The organism is Vibrio breoganii (assembly GCF_001677275.1).
Lineage (GTDB): Bacteria > Pseudomonadota > Gammaproteobacteria > Enterobacterales > Vibrionaceae > Vibrio > Vibrio breoganii.
This window is the reverse complement of the sequence record NZ_CP016177.1, coordinates 1686512-1705010: the sequence shown is the minus strand read 5'-3', so window position 1 is coordinate 1705010 and position 18499 is coordinate 1686512. Positions and strand designations below refer to the sequence as shown.

The following is an 18499-nucleotide window of genomic DNA, read 5'->3' as shown; positions in this document are numbered from 1 at the left end:
TTCTACTGTTATTGGGACAGAGAGCTTTATAAGCTTATAAAGCTCTCTGTTTGAGTTGCTGGTGTACAGTCTCTAAGCATCAAATAAGTAGCTGAGAGCTACTTAAGATTATGATTCACAGTTTTTTAGTCGAGGAGTTATTGTGGGATTTTGGGGTTTAGTAAAAGAGACGTATAAAGGTAGTAAGCAACTCATTAAAGAGGTTAACCATGGCTTGGAGGTAGTGGTGTAGTGGTCAACTAAAATTGGCCACGTCTTTATAAGTTTCCCAATACTGCCTCTCCGATTCATTCGGTGTTAGACCACCATTGTACTGGTGCGGTCTGATTTGGCTGTAGTATCTAATGATGTAGCCAACAATGCTCTTCCAAGCTTCAGATAAACTACTGTAGCCACTGGCTGGCACCCACTCAGTCTAAAGAAGCGTTCCATTGGACTGTTATCCCAGCAATTTCCTCGTCGAGATAGACTCTGTTTTATCTGATATCGCCAAAGCACTTGGCGGTACTTACCACTCGTATAATGACTCCCTTGATCACTGTGGAATAACACATTAGAGGGCTTACCGCGTGACTCATAGGCCATCTTAAGCGCCTTACCTGTCAGTTGGCTATCGGGCGAAAATGACATCGCCCAACCGATTGGTTTACGTGCAAAGAGGTCGATTACAACGGCAAGATAACTCCAACGATTTCCGGCCCACACATACGTCACGTCGCCGACCCAGACCTGATTAGGAGCAGTCACAGCGAATTGCCTATCTAAATGATTTGGGATTTCAATGTGCTCCTGAGCTGCTTTGCTGTAGCGGTGTTTAGGAAGTTGTCGGCTAACTAATCCAAGCTTTTTCATCAGCTTAGTCGCTCTGTAGCGAGAGAACTTGATGCCCGAGTTCGTTATGATACTGGCAATGGTTCTCGCACCGGCTGAGCCGTTACTAACGCAATGAGCTTCTTGGACTAGGGCTCGTAGACGGACATCTTCTTCAGATTGAGTCTTAGGCTTCTTACACCAATACTTAAAACTGCTTCGATGGATACCGAACACTTTACACAGCTTGGCAACGCTGTAGCTCTGTTTGAGTTTCTCGATTATCGAGAATTGTTCAGTGAGTCCGACATCAACAGAGCAGTAGCCTTTTTTATGATTTCATTGTGCTCTTCCAGTTCAGCAATCCGCTTTTTAAGCTCACGGATCTCGATCTGTTCAGGGGTGAGCGGTGAAGCTTTTGACGTGACACCTTGCCTCTCTTGCTTGAGCTGTCTCACCCACTTGTCCATAGCTGACTTGCTTACGTTCATCGCCTTCGCTGCTTCAACAACGGTATAGCCCTGGTCAGTGACTAATTGAGCGGCTTCTAGCTTAAATTCGGGACTAAAAGTTCTTCTTGTACGTTTTGTCATAGTTTCACCTGTTGTGTACGAGGTGCATTCTAGCACCTCTAATCAGGTGGCCAAATTAACTATGCCACTACAATTCGTAACTGTCATTACCAAGCAATTCTGTCGTATCTGTTTGTCCAGTTTGGTTCAAGATGAAAGCATGCTTGTGTAGTTTTTCGACCTTCATAGCGAATCATAGTTATGCTTCATGCCTCACTGGAAAGGAACTACTAAAGTCGAACTATCTTAAAACATTATTTTTGAGAGCGAAGACGAAAGATTTGACGATAAGTTATTCCATTTTTCGTTTTTCCTTTATCGTGATTTTGAAACACCGTGATGAGATTTCTCATTGCCTAATTTGAAGTCACAGTTTTAAGGAAAACAATGACAGAACATTACACGCACTTTGCTCGACACATGAAAGTTCACGATGTCAGTCTCTATACTACATTGTCGAAAAGCACGTTATGGATGTTAGAAAAACTGGGGGAATTCCCAACCAGTATCCCCCTATATGGTCGCGCTAAAGTGTGGGCACGCAGTGATATCGAAGACTGGGTGAGAGGGAAGATCAGCGCACGTGATCGCAACTATCGCTATACTTATGACTTCAAGAACAAAGAGTATGCTTCCTTGCCGCCTCGTTTGCTGTCAACGATTCAGTTAGCCAGTGATTACAAACTGCCTCGATCCTCGGTTTATGAATTGATGGCAAAGGAAGGTTTTCCGAAACAAATCGAGTTGACGGAGCGGCGTGTCGCTTGGGTAGAAAGTGAAGTTTTAGACTGGATTGCCTCGCGTAAAACGACGTTGAAGGTCAGTTAAACTTTGAGTTAGATCACATAACCAAATTAAAGATGAGTGAGTAGAGAAAAGGGTAGAAAATGGCAAGGATTTGAATTTTATTCAATAATATCATGAGTTTAAATTTTCACTTGGTATCTCTCACTCACCGCCACATTCGAAAAGGTCTGATTTATCAGGCCTTTTTTCGTTTCTGACGCTTCAAAAAACACCTCTCTATTTTATCCTCTCCTCTCTACTATAGTTATCTTATTCAAATTGCCTTCTATAGATATCGGAGCATTTTTGCTATATCTGTCCTTAATACTGATTGGAATACTGGGATACCTAGCTCAATCTACTGGATTGTGCATGGTGCGCGGTGTTAAAGAAGCCCGTGATGGCAATCCTATGTTTCTCATTGCTATTATCTTTAGTGGCACATTCTCGTGGCTTTCCATTGGCCTTATCTACGTTGTTACTGAACAAAACCTATTTACTACTTATCTCCCTAGTTGGCACTTTGCCGTGGGTGGTATTCTATTTGGTTTGGGCGCAGCCCTTAATCAAGGGTGTGGTGTGTCTACGATCAGTCGTTTGGCTCGTGGACAACTGGTTATGCTTGCGACCATCGCTGGGTGGATTGTGGCTTGGATTGCTTTTTCTACTTTGATGGTTGATATCAAGCCCAATAGATACGAGATGCCGGTGGCGATACAATACAGCGCTCTCATTGTTGGCTCGATACTGCTTGGGTTGTTTATATTTCGATTGAATAAAGCGAGTCAAATACTGTGGCTGTCGATGTTGGCTATCGGTTTTATGGCTGGCTGCATTTTTGTCTTCGAACCCCATTGGACGCCAAGTGGACTGCTTAAAGATGTGAGTTTTTACGTGTGGAATGACGCAGAACATCTTTGGCCAAGCGCAGAGCGATTTATGCTTATAGCATGCTTGGTATTAGGCATGTTAATCGCTGCTATCGCGACTCAGTCGTTTCGTTTACAAACCGCGAAGATGAAGCGTTACTTATGGCATTTGGGCTCAGGCTGTTTAATGGGTTTTGGGGCGGTATTGGCGGGAGGCGGTAATGATACACAACTGCTTGTCGCTCTCCCTGCGCTATCTCCAGCGGGAGTCGTAGCCGTACTGTCTATCATCGTTGGTATTTATACTGGCACTTTGCTTAAACGGTAGGCTGTTGGCAACTGCTGTTTACTCAGTTACAAATAGCCTAGCTACTTTGCTGTCAAACACATCATCCACGTTTATATGTGAACGCAATTTCCTTTTATATATGAAGCATTGATATTTGCTTAAACTTCGCGCGACTAACCCTAGAGAAATCTCAGTTATATATTCTTCTTTAGTTTCTCTTTTGAGCAATTGATATAGATAAGTTAAGGATTTTCTTGAGATTTACATTACACTTGTAGCTTATCGTTGTATTTCATACGTCATTGCATTCATTGCCAAGGAACAGATTAATTTATGTCAGAAGTATTAGTACCACCGCTCGTCTCCTTTACCATCGCCATTGCATTGCTGTTTATTGGTAAAGCGATTATTGAGCGCTCAGAGGTATTGAAGAAATATTCCCTACCTGAACCGGTTATCGGCGGGTTTGTGTGTGCGGCAACCGTTGCTGTTCTTTATTATGTCTTTGACATTCAAGTCACGTTTACCTTAGAAGTTCGAGACTTTTTGTTGTTGTACTTCTTTGCAGGCATTGGCCTACAAGCGGACCTGAAAACCCTTATCAAGGGTGGACGACCGCTGTTCATCTTGTTGGTGCTTGCTGGCACCTTTATCGTACTGCAGAACGTTGTTGGCATGTCGGTAGCCACAGCGTTTGGCTTAGATCCTAAAGCAGGCTTGTTATCTGGCTCGGTCAGCCTGATTGGTGGCGTTGGTACGACTCTCGCTTGGGCGCCAACATTTGTTGAAGAGTACGGCATCAGTAATGCAATGGAGTTAGGCGTAGCTTCAAACACCGTTGGCCTAATCGCAGCCTGTGTTATAGGTGGCCCTATCGCTAACTATCTGCTGAATAAGCACAAGGTGAGCCCGTCAAATTCAGAAGACGTTGCTGTGGGTGCGTTTCAAGACAAACAAGCAACTATAGAACTGAGTCACTACGGTGTGCTACGGGCTTGGTTATTTTTAAATGTCACTTTGATGTTAGGTTACACTATCGGTGAGTCTATTGAAGCGGCTGGCTATAAATTACCGTTATTTGTGAGTTGCCTAATTGCCGGTATTTTGATCGGTAATATAGGAAGGGCTCTTTTCCAGAAACGTCAAACTAAAGAGAAGATCGAAGATGGTCGTAAAGGGCTCGCTATGATCTCTGATATCTGTCTTGGTATGTTCTTAACTATGGCGTTGATGGGGCTTCATATCTGGGATCTAGACGGCATGTTTGGCTACATTTCCGTGATTATGTCAGCTCAAATTCTGCTATCTCTACTATTCACTATCCTAGTGGTTTACTACTTGATGGGCAGAAACTACGACTCGGTGGTTATCTGTTCAGGCTTTGGGGGTATTACCCTTGGCTCTACCGCGACTGCGATTGTGAATATGACCGCGGTAACCAGTCGTTATGGTGCGAGTCCGCAGGCCTTTATCGTGGTGCCATTGGTGTGTGGTTTCTTTATCGATATTGTGAATGCGCTAGTGATCAGCTTCTTCGTAGGTTTGTAAACAGTCAAATGCAGGCCTAGAGAGCTAGGCCTGCGTTCTAGCTGTTAATGCCATTTCATTGGCTATCAGTCGCGCAGCTCTCGGCGCAAAATCTTGCCTACATTGGTTTTTGGTAACTCTTCTCTAAACTCGATGACCTTCGGGATCTTGTAACCGGTTAGATGCTGGCGACAGTGTTTCTTAATATCGTCTACAGAAACCGAGCCGTTAGTGACCAAGATAAGCTTAACGCGTTCTCCGGCAACGTCATCAGGCACGCCAACGGCAGCCGCTTCAATGATCTTCGGGTGCAGTGTGGCAACTTCTTCAACTTCTGTTGGGAATACGTTGAAGCCCGACACTAGAATCATGTCTTTCTTACGATCCTCAATATAGAAAACGCCGTCTTCATCCATGCGACCGATATCGCCGGAGTTTAGCCAGCCATCCTCTGTGAGCACAGCCTTGGTTTCCGCGTCTTGTTTCCAATACCCAGCCATGACTTGGTCACCGCGGATTTGAATCTCACCTACTTGGGTGGTGGGTAAAGGATTTCCGCCATCATCTACGATTCTCATTTCTGTGCTAGGTAGAGGGACTCCGATGGCCGGTACAAATTGCTGCTGAGTATGGACGCCACCGGCAACTACTGGCGAACACTCGGTCAAGCCGTAGCCCTCAATAATTGGCATCCCAGTGATGGCTTGCCATTCATCGGCGATGTGTTTTTGTGTCGCCATGCCGCCAGCAATAGTGAACTCAGCGTTAGAGAAGTCGAGCTCTTTAAATTTTGCATGATTAATTAGGGCTGCGAAGAGGGTATTCAGGCCAAATATCATGGTAAACGGGTACTTACTGAGATCATTAACAAAGGTGTTTAAATCCCTAGGGTTAGTGATCAACAGATTGCTGCCCCCCATATACATCATCAGCATCATGCTCACTGAGTTTGCGAAGATATGGTAAAGCGGCAGGGGTGTGACGGCGTGTTCTTTGTCTTTTGCTGTGCGTGGCCCGAAGTGTCCGAACACCTGCAGCACATTGGCCATCACGTTCTTGTGTGTGAGCATTGCGCCTTTGGCAAGGCCTGTGGTTCCACCAGTATATTGCAAATAAGCAAGGTCGCTTTGCTCAATCTTTGGCGGATTAAAGTCTAGGCGTTTGCCATGGGTTAGTGCTCGTCTCAGTGAAATAGCGCTTGGAAGGTGGTACTTAGGTACCATCTTCTTTACGTATTTCACTACAAAATTAACCAAAGTTCGCTTATGAGGCGCTAATTCATCACCAATGCTGGTAAGAATGACATGCTTTAAGCTAGTGCGACTGATGACTTGCTGCAAGCTGTCACCAAAGTTCGTCACCGCCACTATTATGGTGGCGCCAGAATCTCGCAGTTGATGTTCAAGCTCACGAGGCGTGTAGAGGGGGTTGACGTTTACCACGACCAGTCCTGCTTTGAGTGCACCCAAAATACAAATAGGGTATTGCAGTAGGTTGGGCATCATTAGCGCGATTCTATCGCCTTTTTTTGCCTTCAGTTCTGATTGCAGGTAGGCCGCAAATGCATCACTTTTGTCATTCAGCTGCTGGTAGGTAAGAGAGTGTCCCATATTGACGAATGCGGTGTTATCCGCAAATTGTTCAAATGGCTTTTTGAACATTTCGTTGATATTGGCATATTGGTCGATATTGATGAATTCTGGTACGTCTTGAGGGTAGGTGTTTAACCAAGGTTTGTTCGATGTGGTCATAGTGCAATTTACTGATGTTGATAAGCCTCTATTTTACCTAACTTCTTGCTCTTTTTTGTTGTTTTACCTCATAAACTTGCGCTCGGTAAAGACATCGATAATTTTCATCTCTCAAACCACCAGTGTGTGAAGTGCATCCTTTGATTAGCAAGATAGGTGTGTTGTGATTATGCTTATTATGAGTAAAAAATAGGGAATCAAATATGCGACTTTTAGCCACACGAGAAGACGGTTGGAACCTGTACAGGGCAGGGGATCAGTATTTTGAATCTCGTATACAGTTATCCGAACAAGAACAAGCTACTAATGGTGAAGAACTGCTCACCAATTCTGGTAATTTGAAGCAGCTTGCCTTCAATTTAGATTCAATCAATGGGTGGTTTAACGACAGCAAAACGCCTGAAGACCTGAAACGCGTGATTGCGGCACTAGAACCTATGATTATCGAGCTTTGGCAGGAGAAAAAACTGGGCTCTTGGGTGATGGAGATCTACTAGATTTCATCGGAATGGGTGGAATCTAGAGTAGATTGGAGCTTATTTTCCTAAAGCGAAGCAGGAGAGCTTTATGATCAAGAGATTAATGGCGCTGTCGCTACTTATCCCTAGCATGATCTTTGCCACAGGGGCTTTCGCCACAGAGCGTGCAGAGCAGGCGTGGGAGTGGATTGACTCTGGCGCAGCCGTGATTGATGTGAGAACGCCGCAAGAGTTCAACGGCGGGCATCTCGACAATGCGATGAATATTCCTGTTTCAGAACTGTCTAATGCCGATCTGTCCTTTGTGGATAAGGACGATCATATTGTGGTGTATTGCCGCAGTGGCAACCGCTCAGGTAATGCGAAACAAATACTACTGACGAAAGGGTATAAACACGTGCATAATGGCGGCGGATTGCAAATGATGTTGTCAGTGAAGCAAGAATCGTCTTCTGAATAGAAGGTGATTTAATACTATTACCCACAGCTTTTTGGCTGACTCTTCGCTATCCTTTTTATTCATTTAACCCTCAGGATCTTCAGCATTGAGTCAGTTCGAGCACGCCACTAAACCCCAGCCTATAGATGTACTAAATTCTGTTTTTGGTTACGACAGCTTTCGTCACCAACAACAAGCCATAGTCGAGAGCGTGGTGCACGGACAAGATGTTCTGACCCTGATGCCTACTGGTGGCGGTAAATCTATCTGTTACCAGATCCCAGCAATGGTGCGTTCGGGTGTCGGTGTGGTGGTATCGCCACTGATTGCCTTGATGAAAGATCAAGTGGACGCCCTAAGACAAGTGGGCGTGGCGTGTGCCTTTTTAAACTCCACTCAAGATCAATATGAGCAGCTTGAAGTCGAAGCTTCGGTAATGCGCGGCGAGATACAACTGCTTTATGTTTCTCCAGAGCGCCTGCTTATGGAGCGCACTCTTAACCTTCTTGAGCAATCGAGCCTGTCGTTATTTGCCATTGATGAAGCACACTGTGTAAGCCAGTGGGGACACGATTTTCGACCTGAATACCAAAAGCTGTCCATCTTACCGCAGCGCTTTCCCAATGTGCCTCGTATCGCCTTAACCGCAACGGCCGATGAGCGTACAAAACAAGAAATTATCGCACAGCTGCATCTCTCTGATGCCAAGGTATTCGTGCATAGTTTTGACCGTCCTAATATCCGTTATCATGTCAGCGAAAAAGCCAATGCGAAGCATGAGCTATGGGACTTTATTGAGAACAACCATGCCCAAGATGCGGGAGTCATTTACTGCCTATCACGCAAAAAGGTCGAGGAAACTGCAGCCTGGCTTGCTGATCAGGGGCGAGTGGCTTTGCCTTATCATGCGGGCATGTCTGTCGAGCAAAAGAATCAAAACCAACAGCGCTTCTTACGAGAAGACGGCGTCATCATTGTGGCGACCATTGCATTTGGTATGGGTATAGATAAGCCCGATGTACGATTTGTCGCGCACCTTAGCCTGCCAAAAAGTATCGAGTCTTACTACCAAGAAACTGGGCGTGCAGGGCGTGATGGATTGCCGGCAAATGCGTGGATGGCTTACGGTTTACAAGACCTTGTTATGCAAAAGCAGATGGTGGAAAACTCTGATGGCAATCAAGAATACAAGCAAGTGCAGGTGGGCAAGCTCAATTCATTGCTTGGATATTGCGAGCTGAGTGCTTGTCGCCGTCAAACCTTGTTAGGTTACTTTGGTGAGTCACTAGAGCAGGCGTGTGGCAATTGCGACAATTGCTTAAACCCGCCTAAAACATGGGACGGTACTCAGGCGGCGCAAAAGGCGCTTTCTACTGTGTATCGCTCAGGCCAGCGCTTTGGTGTGACGCACCTAGTGAATGTGCTACTTGGTAAAAGTGATGACAAGATCCAGCGCTTTGGTCACGACACCCTATCTACCTTTGGTATTGGCACTGAGCTTACCGCTGAGCAGTGGAAGGGGGTATTTAGACAGCTCATTGCAATGAATTACCTGACTGTTGAGGGTATGTATAACAATCTAAGGCTGACCGAGCAATGCCGCGCTGTGCTTAAGGGTGAGCAAAGTATAGAGCTGCGTGAGCTTCGTAAGGCTAAGAAGAAAAAATCCAGCGGTGTGAAAAAAAGCAGTGCGCTTTCAGCTCAAGATGCCGAGGTGTTTGAGAAGCTAAGAGAGCTTCGTGCAAGTCTGGCCAAGGAACAAAACGTCCCGGCCTATGTGATTTGTCACGATGCCAGCTTGGCTGATATTGCCCTAAAGAGACCCACTACATTAGACACGCTAGGTGAAATATCCGGTTTTGGTGAAGCTAAGGTCGCTAAGTATGGCGAGCCGATTATCACACTGATGAATCAGCAGCCTAAACAGCTCCCTACATTAAGCGCCACAGAGCAAACCACCCTTGAGTTATTTCAATCGTTGAACGATGCCGAATTGGTGGCTAAAGAGCGCGCAATTGCACTCAACACCGTGATGAGTCATCTAGCATCAGCCATAGAGCTTGGGGCTTGCCAACTGCAACAAGTGATTGATATTGAACCCTTCGAACTAGAAGAGTTTGACGCTGCCATTAAGCAGCTCAATAGTCTCACTGAGGCAAAGCTAAAGCCGCTGTTTGAGCACTTTGACGCCAAATACGATTACGGCACTTTGCGCTGTGTCGTCGGCCACTTTGCTTACCAGCAGCAGCTGGCTACGCTAGCGAGTTAGTCGCTAGAACGGAATATCGGCCTCAAAGGTGACCCACTCTTTAGTAACGGGGTGGGTGAAGCTGAGCTGCTGTGCATGCAGATACAATCTTTTGTCTTTGCGGCCATATAAGGTATCGCCAATGATGGGCATGTTGAGCCCCTCGGCGTGAGCACAATGAACTCGTAGCTGGTGGGTGCGACCTGTTTCTGGATACAGCATGACCTTGCTGTGTCCATCAATGGTTTCTAGAAGTTGATAGCGAGTGTGCGCAGGCTTGCCTTCCTCATACGACACCATTTGCCTTGGCCTGTCATAAGGGTCACCACATAAAGGCAGCCTAATATCCCCTTCTTTTTCCTGTAGTTCCCCATCAATTAAGGCCGCGTAGCGTTTTTTTACTTCACGAGAGATGAACTGCTTTTGCAGGGATTTGTTCGCACGCTTAGTGAGGGCAAACATCAACAAACCTGAGGTTGCCATGTCTAAGCGGTGCAGGGCAAAGGGGCCTTCGGCATCGGGATACATTTGCTGTATGCGGTAAAACGCTGAGTCTTGAATGTGTCGACCAGGCACAGAAAGAAACCCTTCAGGCTTATTCACCACCACAATGTGCTCATCTTCATAGAGGATAGGCAAAGGCTTATCTTGTGCAGGATTTTCTAGCAGCGGATTAGGGTCGACTTCTAAGCCCTGTAACATGTGCGAGAGGATCGGGTGACACTTACTCATGCACGAAGGATAAAACTGTTTGTGCTGACGAATCTCAGATTTAGGTGAGTGACCCCACCAAAATTCCGCCATAGCGATTGGCGTATAATCATTAAGATAGGCGTATTGCATTAGCTTGGGCGCGGCGCATTCTCCGGCTCCCGCTGGTGGCACTTTATAGGCAGTTTGGGCAAATATTTGGTTCAGATCTTGACGCTGTCCGTCGGCATTCAAGAAAGAATAATGGGCGAAGATCTTGTGCTGCAGCTGATTGGACAAAGCTGCGCGTTGGGCTTTTAGATCCGCGATGGTCTGCTCAATGTGAGAGATTCTTTCAGTCAGTGCGGTTCGCTTATCTGCCCACTCTTGCTTGAGCCACTTTAGCTGATTCTTTTGCGCCACACTTTGTCTAGCTAAGTTTTTCTCAAGCTCTTGGTATTCTTGCTCTGATAGGGTGCCTTGCGCTTGAGTTCGCTCGATTTTTCGACGCTTTCTACTGTCCGCGATATCAGCTTGCAGCTCCTTTATTTGAGACGACTCTTCTTCAATCAGTGATGAAAGCTGCTGTTTTAGCGGCTCGATATTGCAGTTGCTTACAAAGGCTTTTAGCTCTTTGGAAACGTCGTTGACCTTTTCTAATTCACCCCTAAAAAAACCGTCATCATCCAGCATGTCGTACACTGGCGGCACGAACCCTTGATGATGGTTAGTATCATCAATCTTGCCAGAAAAAGCGCTGAGAAACCCTAGCTCTCCGGCACTGTTTTTTACCACCAACACACCAAACATCTTGCCCCTAGCTGAAGGGCTTAGTTCTGTATTTAGGCTCTGATCGTCTTGCAGGCAAAAAAGCTCATTAAATCGAGCGTTTGAACTCAGGCTCTTTTGTAGCCGTTCGCAGGCGATGACCGTTAGCGGGCTCGGATCATAATAAAAAGGGAAGGTGAACCGCTCCGGCATCGGTAGTGAAGAGGAGGCTTGTTCAAATTGGGTGAAAAGCGGGTCGATGCTCATGGACGGTACCTTAATACGAAACGGAGGCTGGATATAGAGCCGATGGGCAGATTGTATTGAATACCAGTCTCATCTACCAGCATAGCGCGTTTTTCTATTCAATATACTTTTCATGCATATCAGGTATAGAAATGAATAATTGGAGGTAATCCTCAAGGTTATTTATTGTGACTGTGTTATGGAGATTACGGAATAGGGAGATGGCCAACACTCTTTGAAGTTAGGGCGCCATACGTAGTCACTACCATACGTATTTTTAGAGCCCAACTAAAGTGAGAGTGAGTAATGAAAAGATTGTTCGGTGTTTTAAAGTGGCTAATAAAAGCGATTGGAGTCCTCAGCGCTGCAGCTGCAACCTCCCTATTTTTCTCTACCTTATCCAATATTCACGGCAAATCGATGCCGGCTAGCGAGTTTGTCGATGGTAATCCTTCCATCATTAAACTCCTCAATTCTGAAATCTTCATGGGTCTCATCTTCGTGGTGACCATCTCTATCTTTGCTTACGTCGCTTATTTGCTATGGCAATTGCACGAGGTTGCGGTTCACGAGAGTGAGCATCGCAACAGCGCCCATACCAATGTGGTATTCGCTTTATCTTTGTGTGGTTTGTTTATTAGCAAAACTTGGTGGGTATTAGCAATTGTGATTGCATTCACTCGCTGGGACATCATTGGCAATTCGTTAAGTGGCGTAATCCGTCGTGGTATCGCGCAGGGCAACGCGTCAGCGCAGGAGACGAAATAATGAAAGAGATCATGCTTCCCTATGTATTCATTATGTGGATTCTGGTTAAAGCTGGAGTCATAAAGTGGAATCTGCGTAACGCTACCTACATCACCAGTTTTGGGGTGTTCCTAGCCATGACATTGTTTACTGTCAGTCGCTTTTGGGCACCTGTTGATTTAACGGATAGTAGTACAGTCAAGGCTCCGCATGCGGTATTGAGTCCCTTGGTTGGACAAAAGGTTGAAAACGTTATGGTTAACCATAACCAAGTTGTTGAGAAGGGCGATTTGCTTTATACCCTTGAAGCCACAGATTCTGTTGAAGAAATCAAAGGTCTTGAAGCTCAAATTGAAGCGATAAAGCACCAAATATCAGCAACCGAAACCCAGATCAAAACAGACGAAACCACAATGGCACGTCTAATGAAGCTTGAAGAGTACAGCAGCCAAGCAGAGCGTGATGACGTAAGAAACGCCATCATGCAAGGTTATTCACGCCTGTCAGAGTTGCGTGCTGAGATTGCAACCATTAACGCTCAAATTAAAGAGAACCAATGGCTTAATGAAATGAACCAAGTGGTTGCACCATTTGATGGTCAGATTGGTGTAGTGAATATCTCGAAGGGTACTCGCACTGGTAACATGCACATCTACGATACCAGCAAAAAGTTCATGGAGATGCGTGTGAGCGATCAAACTTATCGTTACATCAAAGAGGGTCAGTTTGCTGAGTTCTATGTTAACTCTCACCCGGGTGAAGTATTCCGCGGTAAGGTTCACAGTATTACTAGTGGAACTGGTGAGGCAACGGTATCGGTGAAAAATGGTGCTCAAAATGTCACTCAACATGTTGCAAGCAACGCCGGTACACATGGCCGAACGGTAATTATTGAATTTGAAGAACCAAAAGGCTACAACATCCCAATCGGTGCAACGGGTTCAGCGTGGATTTCTGCTACTAAACCACACCCAATTTTAGGGTTCATGGATATCATTGGCGGGGCAACAGTTAGGCTGAAATCATTGAAGGCTTACCTTAGCGCTCTATAGTAAAAGCCGAGTATTCATTCAGTAAATAGAGAGTTTTTGTTGAGCATCAAATAAAACCCTACAATTTGTGAGTGAATAGACAGCATAAGGCATATTTGCGGTGTAGAATTTAAACAGCACGCAAATGTGCCTTTGTCGTATGTGGAAGAAAATTTGAGGCGAAATGCGTGATCTTGACTTAGTTTGTGGGTAAATAACACTGCAATTGCGTGCGGTCTGTTTGTCCACCTGTTTAGGAGAAACAGCGCATGTCCTCTTTATCAAAGACCATCGAATACCCATCTTATCCCGGTACACCAGCCGTCATTCATGGCAACGGAGCGGTTGCTCATGTTATGGATTATGTTTGCGGCGGTGTTATTGGTTATCCCATCACCCCCTCTACAGAAATCTCAGAGCTGTATGAAGCATTTCGTGCTCAAGGCGGAATGAATGTATGGGGACAGCATCCGTTCTTCTTCGAGCCCGAGGGTGAGCATTCTGCACAAAGTGGCGCACTGGGTGCTGCGCTTACCGGTGGCAAATACATCTCCAATGCCTCTTCAAGCCAAGGTATCTTATATGGCTTGGAATCCCACTATGTGACGGTAGGTAAAAAGGCCGCAGGCTTTGTACTGCATGTGGCAGCGCGCTCGGTCTCCAGACACTCTTTGAATGTGATGGCAGGACACGATGATGTATATGCGTTGCTGTCTGCTGGCTACACCACTTTGTTTGCCAGTAATGCTCAACAAGCGGCTGATTTCGCCGCTATCTCTTATCGAGTCAGTGCACTCTCGCTAATACCGGTTGCTAACTGCATGGACGGGTTTGCCACCAGTCATATTCAAAGCGAAGTACGGCTACCTGAGCCAGAGCTTTTAAAAACCTACCTAGGCGATCCTTCAGAGCGCATTCAAGCGCCAACCGTAGCACAGCAGATGCTGTATGGTGCTAAGGGGCGTATTTGGCAACTCAATGTCTTTTTAGACAAGCATCAAGATGACTTCTGGCCTGATAAATTACGGGATATTAAAGATTACCTAAAGGCCAATGAAGCGCAGCTAGAGCAAGATAAAGAAGGCCGGTTAATCGCCCATACATTGGACTTTATCCCAGCAGAGCTGCACAAAAAATGGCGACGAGTGTGGGTTAACAGCTATGAAAAGGGCAGTCGTCAACGAGTGCCGGCGCTAATGGATACTCATAATCCCGGTCTGACTGGTGGTGTGCAAAATCAGCCCGATTATCAAGCCGGGATTGTTGATCATAGGGTCCACTTTCAATCGGATGTGCCTAAGTTTATCAAGCAAGCGATGCGCGAGTTTGCCCAGCTTACCGGCAGACAATATTCCCCTGTCATGCAATACCAATGTGAAGATGCAGATTATGTGATCTTAGGTCTGGGCTCAGTGACAGACGATGCTGAAGCGGTGGCCGAGTATCTTCGAGGTAAGGGCGAAAAAGTAGGGGTGGTCAGTATTAAGCAGCTGCAACCTTTCCCTGAAGCGCAGCTCATCGAGGTATTAACTGGCAAGAAAGCCGTGACCATATTAGAGCGTTGTGATGAAACCAAATTAACTGAGCGCGTCACTCGAGCCTTATTTAAAGCAAGAGAAAACGCTGACAGTCATCGCCATGAGAACATTCCGTTTCTTCGTGAGCTACCGCAAATCAGCACTGGCGTTTTTGGGCTAGGTGGCCACGATCTGCAGCCTCGTCACCTCGTTGCGGCATTTGCAAATATGCAAGCGGTGCAAAGTAAGCCTTTCTTCTACCTCGGCAGTCAGTTTTTTGATAACCAAGCCTCTGAGCAATTACAGGTCATACAAAGAAGACTCAAGGACGCCTATCCAGAGACTGAGTTGATGGCATTGTCCACCGACGAGAATCCCCAATTGCTTCCATTTGAGGCGATACGTACGCGTTTTCACTCAGTGGGTGGCTACGGAACCATTGCTACGGGCAAGTTATTAACCGATATCCTTGCTGGCGCATTAGAGCTGCACTCTAAGTCCATGCCTAAATACGGTTCAGAAAAGAGCGGCGCGCCTACCAACTTCTTCATTACCTTGTCACCAGAGCCGATAAAGATCACTAATGCGGAACTGCAAGAGGTAGAGGTGGTTCTATCCCCTGATCACAAGGTCTTTATGCATACCAACCCGTTAGCGGGTTTGACCCAAAACGGCACCTTTATTCTGCAAACACACCATACTCCAGAGCAAGTATGGAAAGAGATCCCAGAAGCCGCCAGACAGTACATTCGCCAGAACAATATCGACTTCTTTATTGTGGATGCCTTTAAGGTAGCCAAAGAGCAAGCCCCTAGTCGAGATCTAGAGATCCGTATGATGGGCATCGCCTTCATTGGCGCTCTGTGTGGGCATGCTCGCCAAGTGATAGGCAGTGCTGATGAAGAGGCAATGCTAAACCGAATCGAGCAGCAAATAGCCAAGAAGTTTACCAGCAAAGGCCAAGCAGTGGTGAACAGTAATATGGCCGTGATTCGCGAGGGCATGCATGCCACTAAACAGGTCCGTTATCAAGATTACGAGGAGTTCGTTCCTAGTCGCGAAAACAGCGCCCAAGTCACTCTAGATGATAAAACAACTCGTGCCAGCAGCTGTCTGTTTGACCAAGATTACTTTGATAGCATTGCAGGCAAACACTATGCCGATGGCAGCATTGCTGAAGCGCCGGTTATCCCGGGCTCGGGCATGTTTATGCCGCCTTCTAGCGCAAAAACCAAGAACAAGGGATTGTTCCGTTTGAATGTGCCTTTGTTTGATCCTGATAAGTGTACGGGTTGTATGGAGTGCACCATCGCCTGTCCAGATAGCGCGATACCCAATGCGGTGCATGAGGTGCATGACCTTATCAATAATGCGATAGGGACCCTTGCTGTGCCTCCAGCGAAAATCTCAGCCCTGAAAGCCGAGGTGCCGAAACTGAGTGATGCAGTAAGACATTATTATCGCACTCACTCTAAAGAGGAATCACTTCCTCTGCATAAAGCCATTGCATCGATGCTTGATAGCATGACCTTCAATGATGGCAAGGTTCAACAGCAATTTGCGAGTGTGTGTATCGCATTAGAATCTATGCCAGTGGCGCGTACTAAGCCCTTCTTTGATGCTATGGAAAAAGCCATGCCCGGTAGCGGAGGATTGTATTCGGTCGCTATAGATTCGAGTAAGTGCAGTGGTTGTATGGAGTGTGTGGATGTGTGCGGCCCTAACGCGCTGCAAAAGGTGCGTCAAACCACTGAGCTCAATGAGCAACTCCATCACAGCTTCGAAACGCTAGCGTTGCTTCCAAACACGCCGATTCGATTTATCGATGGCCAAGAGCCTAAGCGCTTATTACTGGATAGAGACAATTACTATGCAATGAGCGCAGGTCACGGCGCGTGCCGCGGCTGCGGGGAAGTCACAGCCCTTCGCTTGGTGACCTCAATCAACCGTGCCATGGCAGAGCGCCGCAATAAGACTCACAGAGCTCAACTAGAGACCTTATTGGACAGGCTTGAGAGTAAACATCGTCAGTTGTTTGAAACAGAGCAACAGCCTGAGCGTGTTCAACGCATTGAAGAGACGGTTAAGGTATTGGAGCGACGCCTGTATGAGTTTGAGCATGGACCCACAGGTGACGGGCCGGCCGATGCGCTGATTGCCAATGCCACAGGTTGTAGCAGTGTGTATGCCTCCACCTTCCCATCCAACCCTTATAAAGTGCCGTGGGTAAACAGCTTATTCCAAGATACGCCAGCACTGGCTAAGGGGCTGTTTGAGGGTGAAGTCGCCAATCAGCTAGAGCAGATTAAGGCGCTGCGCTGTGCCAAGTTGGAAGTGGAAGACCTGTATGATCCTAGCGTCCACGATAAGCAGCTTACCTATCTAGAATGGCAACAACTCTCTAGTGATGAGCTCAATCTACTGCCCACAGTGTTCAGCATCGGCGGGGACGGTGCCACCTACGACATTGGTTTTGGCGCGCTATCTCGACTGCTGACAACCTCTACGCCAATTAAGGTGTTAGTGCTCAATACGGGGAGTTACTCCAATACGGGAGGACAAGCCTCAACCGCAAGCTTTACTGCTCAAGACTCAGATTTGAGCCGAGTGGGCAGCGCACATAGTGGTAAGCAAGAGGCGCGAAAAGAGCTAGGTATCATCGCGATGTTCCATCCTGAGGTCTTGGTAGTGCAAACCTCGACAGCCATACAAGGGCACTTTATGTCTAACTTAGTGGAGTATCTCAATTATCAAGATGCCCCTGCTTTGTTTGATGTGTATACCCCATGCATGGGCGAGCATGGAATTGCCGATGACGCCAGCACTAGGCATTCACGCTTTGCCGTTGAGAGCCGTATGAACCCACTATTTGTGCACGATCCACGCAAGGGAGAAACATTGGCTGAGCGGCTCTCGCTAGAGGGTAATCCCGATATCCAGAAAGACTGGACTCAGCAGATGATCACCTATCTGGATGATGATGGAATGAGTCAGCTTCTAGAAACGGCGCTCACCCCTGCTGATTTTGCCTTGTGTGAGGGGCGCTTTAAGAAGCATTTCTCTCTTGCAACCAGTGAGCGCAACCTCATTGAACTGGCGGATTATGTTGGCATGAGCGTGAGTGAGCGCGCAGATAAAACGCCGTTTATCTGGTCTGTAGATAGCTCGCAGCATCTAATCCAACTCACGGTATCAAGCTCTATTGTCGCGCTCACCGAAGAGCGGTTAAACAACTGGCACATGCTGCAGTATCTGAGCGGACAGCAAATAGCTAAGGTGCAGGCAGAGCATCAAACAGAGATTGCCCAGTGGAAAGCGCGCTATGAACAAGCGGTTGAGCGCAATGAGCAAACCATAGACACCATAGCTAACGGATTGGCAGAGCTGGCACTTACCGTAGATAGCGAGGTGCAAATTCCGGTGACGCAAATCGAGTCCACTGATACAACGCCTGCGGTAAGAGGGGCAGTGGATAGATTAGTGAGTATTGCTGAATCCGATATGGCAAGTTGTACGGACTGTAAAACTTGCTATCAACAGCTTCCGGAGTTGTTTGAAAAGACCACTATCATCGAAGAGGGCAAGGCAAAGATAGTCAGCCGGGTGATCCCTAACGTCTTTGATAGCCTGGTGATTACCAACGAGCTTATTGAGCGAGCCTCGCGCATTGCTGATGAGTGTGACGCCGAGATCATTCACGTTAATGTCTCGCAGACTTCGGAGGTGTAGC

Annotated in this window: 11 protein-coding genes and 1 pseudogene; 9 read left to right on the top strand and 3 right to left on the bottom strand. The window is 46.7% G+C overall.

The features are described 5' to 3' along the window. Positions 1–235 precede the first annotated feature (235 nt). Positions 236–1403 (bottom strand): annotated as a pseudogene (locus tag A6E01_RS07870) (IS3 family transposase). A 366-nt stretch (positions 1404–1769) separates the two neighbouring features. On the opposite strand from A6E01_RS07870, the gene A6E01_RS21660 reads away from it, so the two are divergent. The 3 genes from A6E01_RS21660 to gltS all read left to right on the top strand — a co-directional run bounded on the left by A6E01_RS21660 (position 1770) and on the right by gltS (position 4874). Next, positions 1770–2210, top strand: coding sequence for a helix-turn-helix transcriptional regulator (locus A6E01_RS21660; protein ID WP_335673594.1), 441 nt, complete (start codon positions 1770–1772; stop codon positions 2208–2210). A gap of 330 nt (positions 2211–2540) precedes the next feature. Next, a complete protein-coding gene (locus tag A6E01_RS07855; RefSeq protein WP_065210007.1) occupies positions 2541–3365 on the top strand; it encodes a YeeE/YedE thiosulfate transporter family protein in 825 nt (274 codons plus the stop codon). 294 nt (positions 3366–3659) lie between these two features. After that, the gene (gltS, locus tag A6E01_RS07850; protein ID WP_017027621.1) at positions 3660–4874 is read left to right on the top strand and encodes a sodium/glutamate symporter; all 1215 of its coding nucleotides are present in this window, start codon (positions 3660–3662) and stop codon (positions 4872–4874) included. A 65-nt stretch (positions 4875–4939) separates the two neighbouring features. Here gltS and A6E01_RS07845 read toward each other — a convergent pair whose 3' ends face one another. After that, positions 4940–6604, bottom strand: a complete 1665-nt coding sequence (locus A6E01_RS07845; protein WP_065210006.1) for an AMP-binding protein — start codon at positions 6602–6604, stop codon at positions 4940–4942. Between the two features lie 203 nt (positions 6605–6807). Here A6E01_RS07845 and A6E01_RS07840 point away from each other — a divergent pair, with 203 nt between their 5' ends. The 3 genes from A6E01_RS07840 to recQ all read left to right on the top strand — a co-directional run bounded on the left by A6E01_RS07840 (position 6808) and on the right by recQ (position 9791). Then, complete coding sequence (locus tag A6E01_RS07840; RefSeq protein WP_017027619.1) at positions 6808–7101, top strand: hypothetical protein; 294 nt, start codon at positions 6808–6810, stop codon at positions 7099–7101. A gap of 70 nt (positions 7102–7171) precedes the next feature. Continuing rightward, complete coding sequence (locus A6E01_RS07835; RefSeq protein WP_065210005.1) at positions 7172–7543, top strand: rhodanese-like domain-containing protein; 372 nt, start codon at positions 7172–7174, stop codon at positions 7541–7543. An 85-nt stretch (positions 7544–7628) separates the two neighbouring features. Then, positions 7629–9791: a DNA helicase RecQ gene (gene recQ / locus A6E01_RS07830; protein ID WP_065210004.1), complete on the top strand. Its 2163-nt coding sequence runs from the start codon at positions 7629–7631 to the stop codon at positions 9789–9791. Positions 9792–9794: 3 nt separating this feature from the next. On the opposite strand, the gene A6E01_RS07825 is transcribed toward recQ, so the two are convergent. Further along, complete coding sequence (locus A6E01_RS07825; RefSeq protein WP_065210003.1) at positions 9795–11495, bottom strand: RluA family pseudouridine synthase; 1701 nt, start codon at positions 11493–11495, stop codon at positions 9795–9797. Between the two features lie 285 nt (positions 11496–11780). Here A6E01_RS07825 and A6E01_RS07820 point away from each other — a divergent pair, with 285 nt between their 5' ends. The 3 genes from A6E01_RS07820 (at position 11781) to A6E01_RS07810 (ending at position 18498) form a co-directional block, all read left to right on the top strand. Next, complete coding sequence (locus A6E01_RS07820) at positions 11781–12242, top strand: hypothetical protein (RefSeq protein WP_017027615.1); 462 nt, start codon at positions 11781–11783, stop codon at positions 12240–12242. After that, a complete protein-coding gene (locus A6E01_RS07815; protein ID WP_065210002.1) occupies positions 12242–13273 on the top strand; it encodes an HlyD family secretion protein in 1032 nt (343 codons plus the stop codon). Before A6E01_RS07820 ends, A6E01_RS07815 begins: the two co-directional genes overlap by 1 nt. Before the next feature lie 248 nt (positions 13274–13521). Then, the gene (locus A6E01_RS07810) at positions 13522–18498 is read left to right on the top strand and encodes a 2-oxoacid:acceptor oxidoreductase family protein (protein WP_065210001.1); all 4977 of its coding nucleotides are present in this window, start codon (positions 13522–13524) and stop codon (positions 18496–18498) included. The last annotated feature ends 1 nt before the right edge of the window (position 18499 follow it).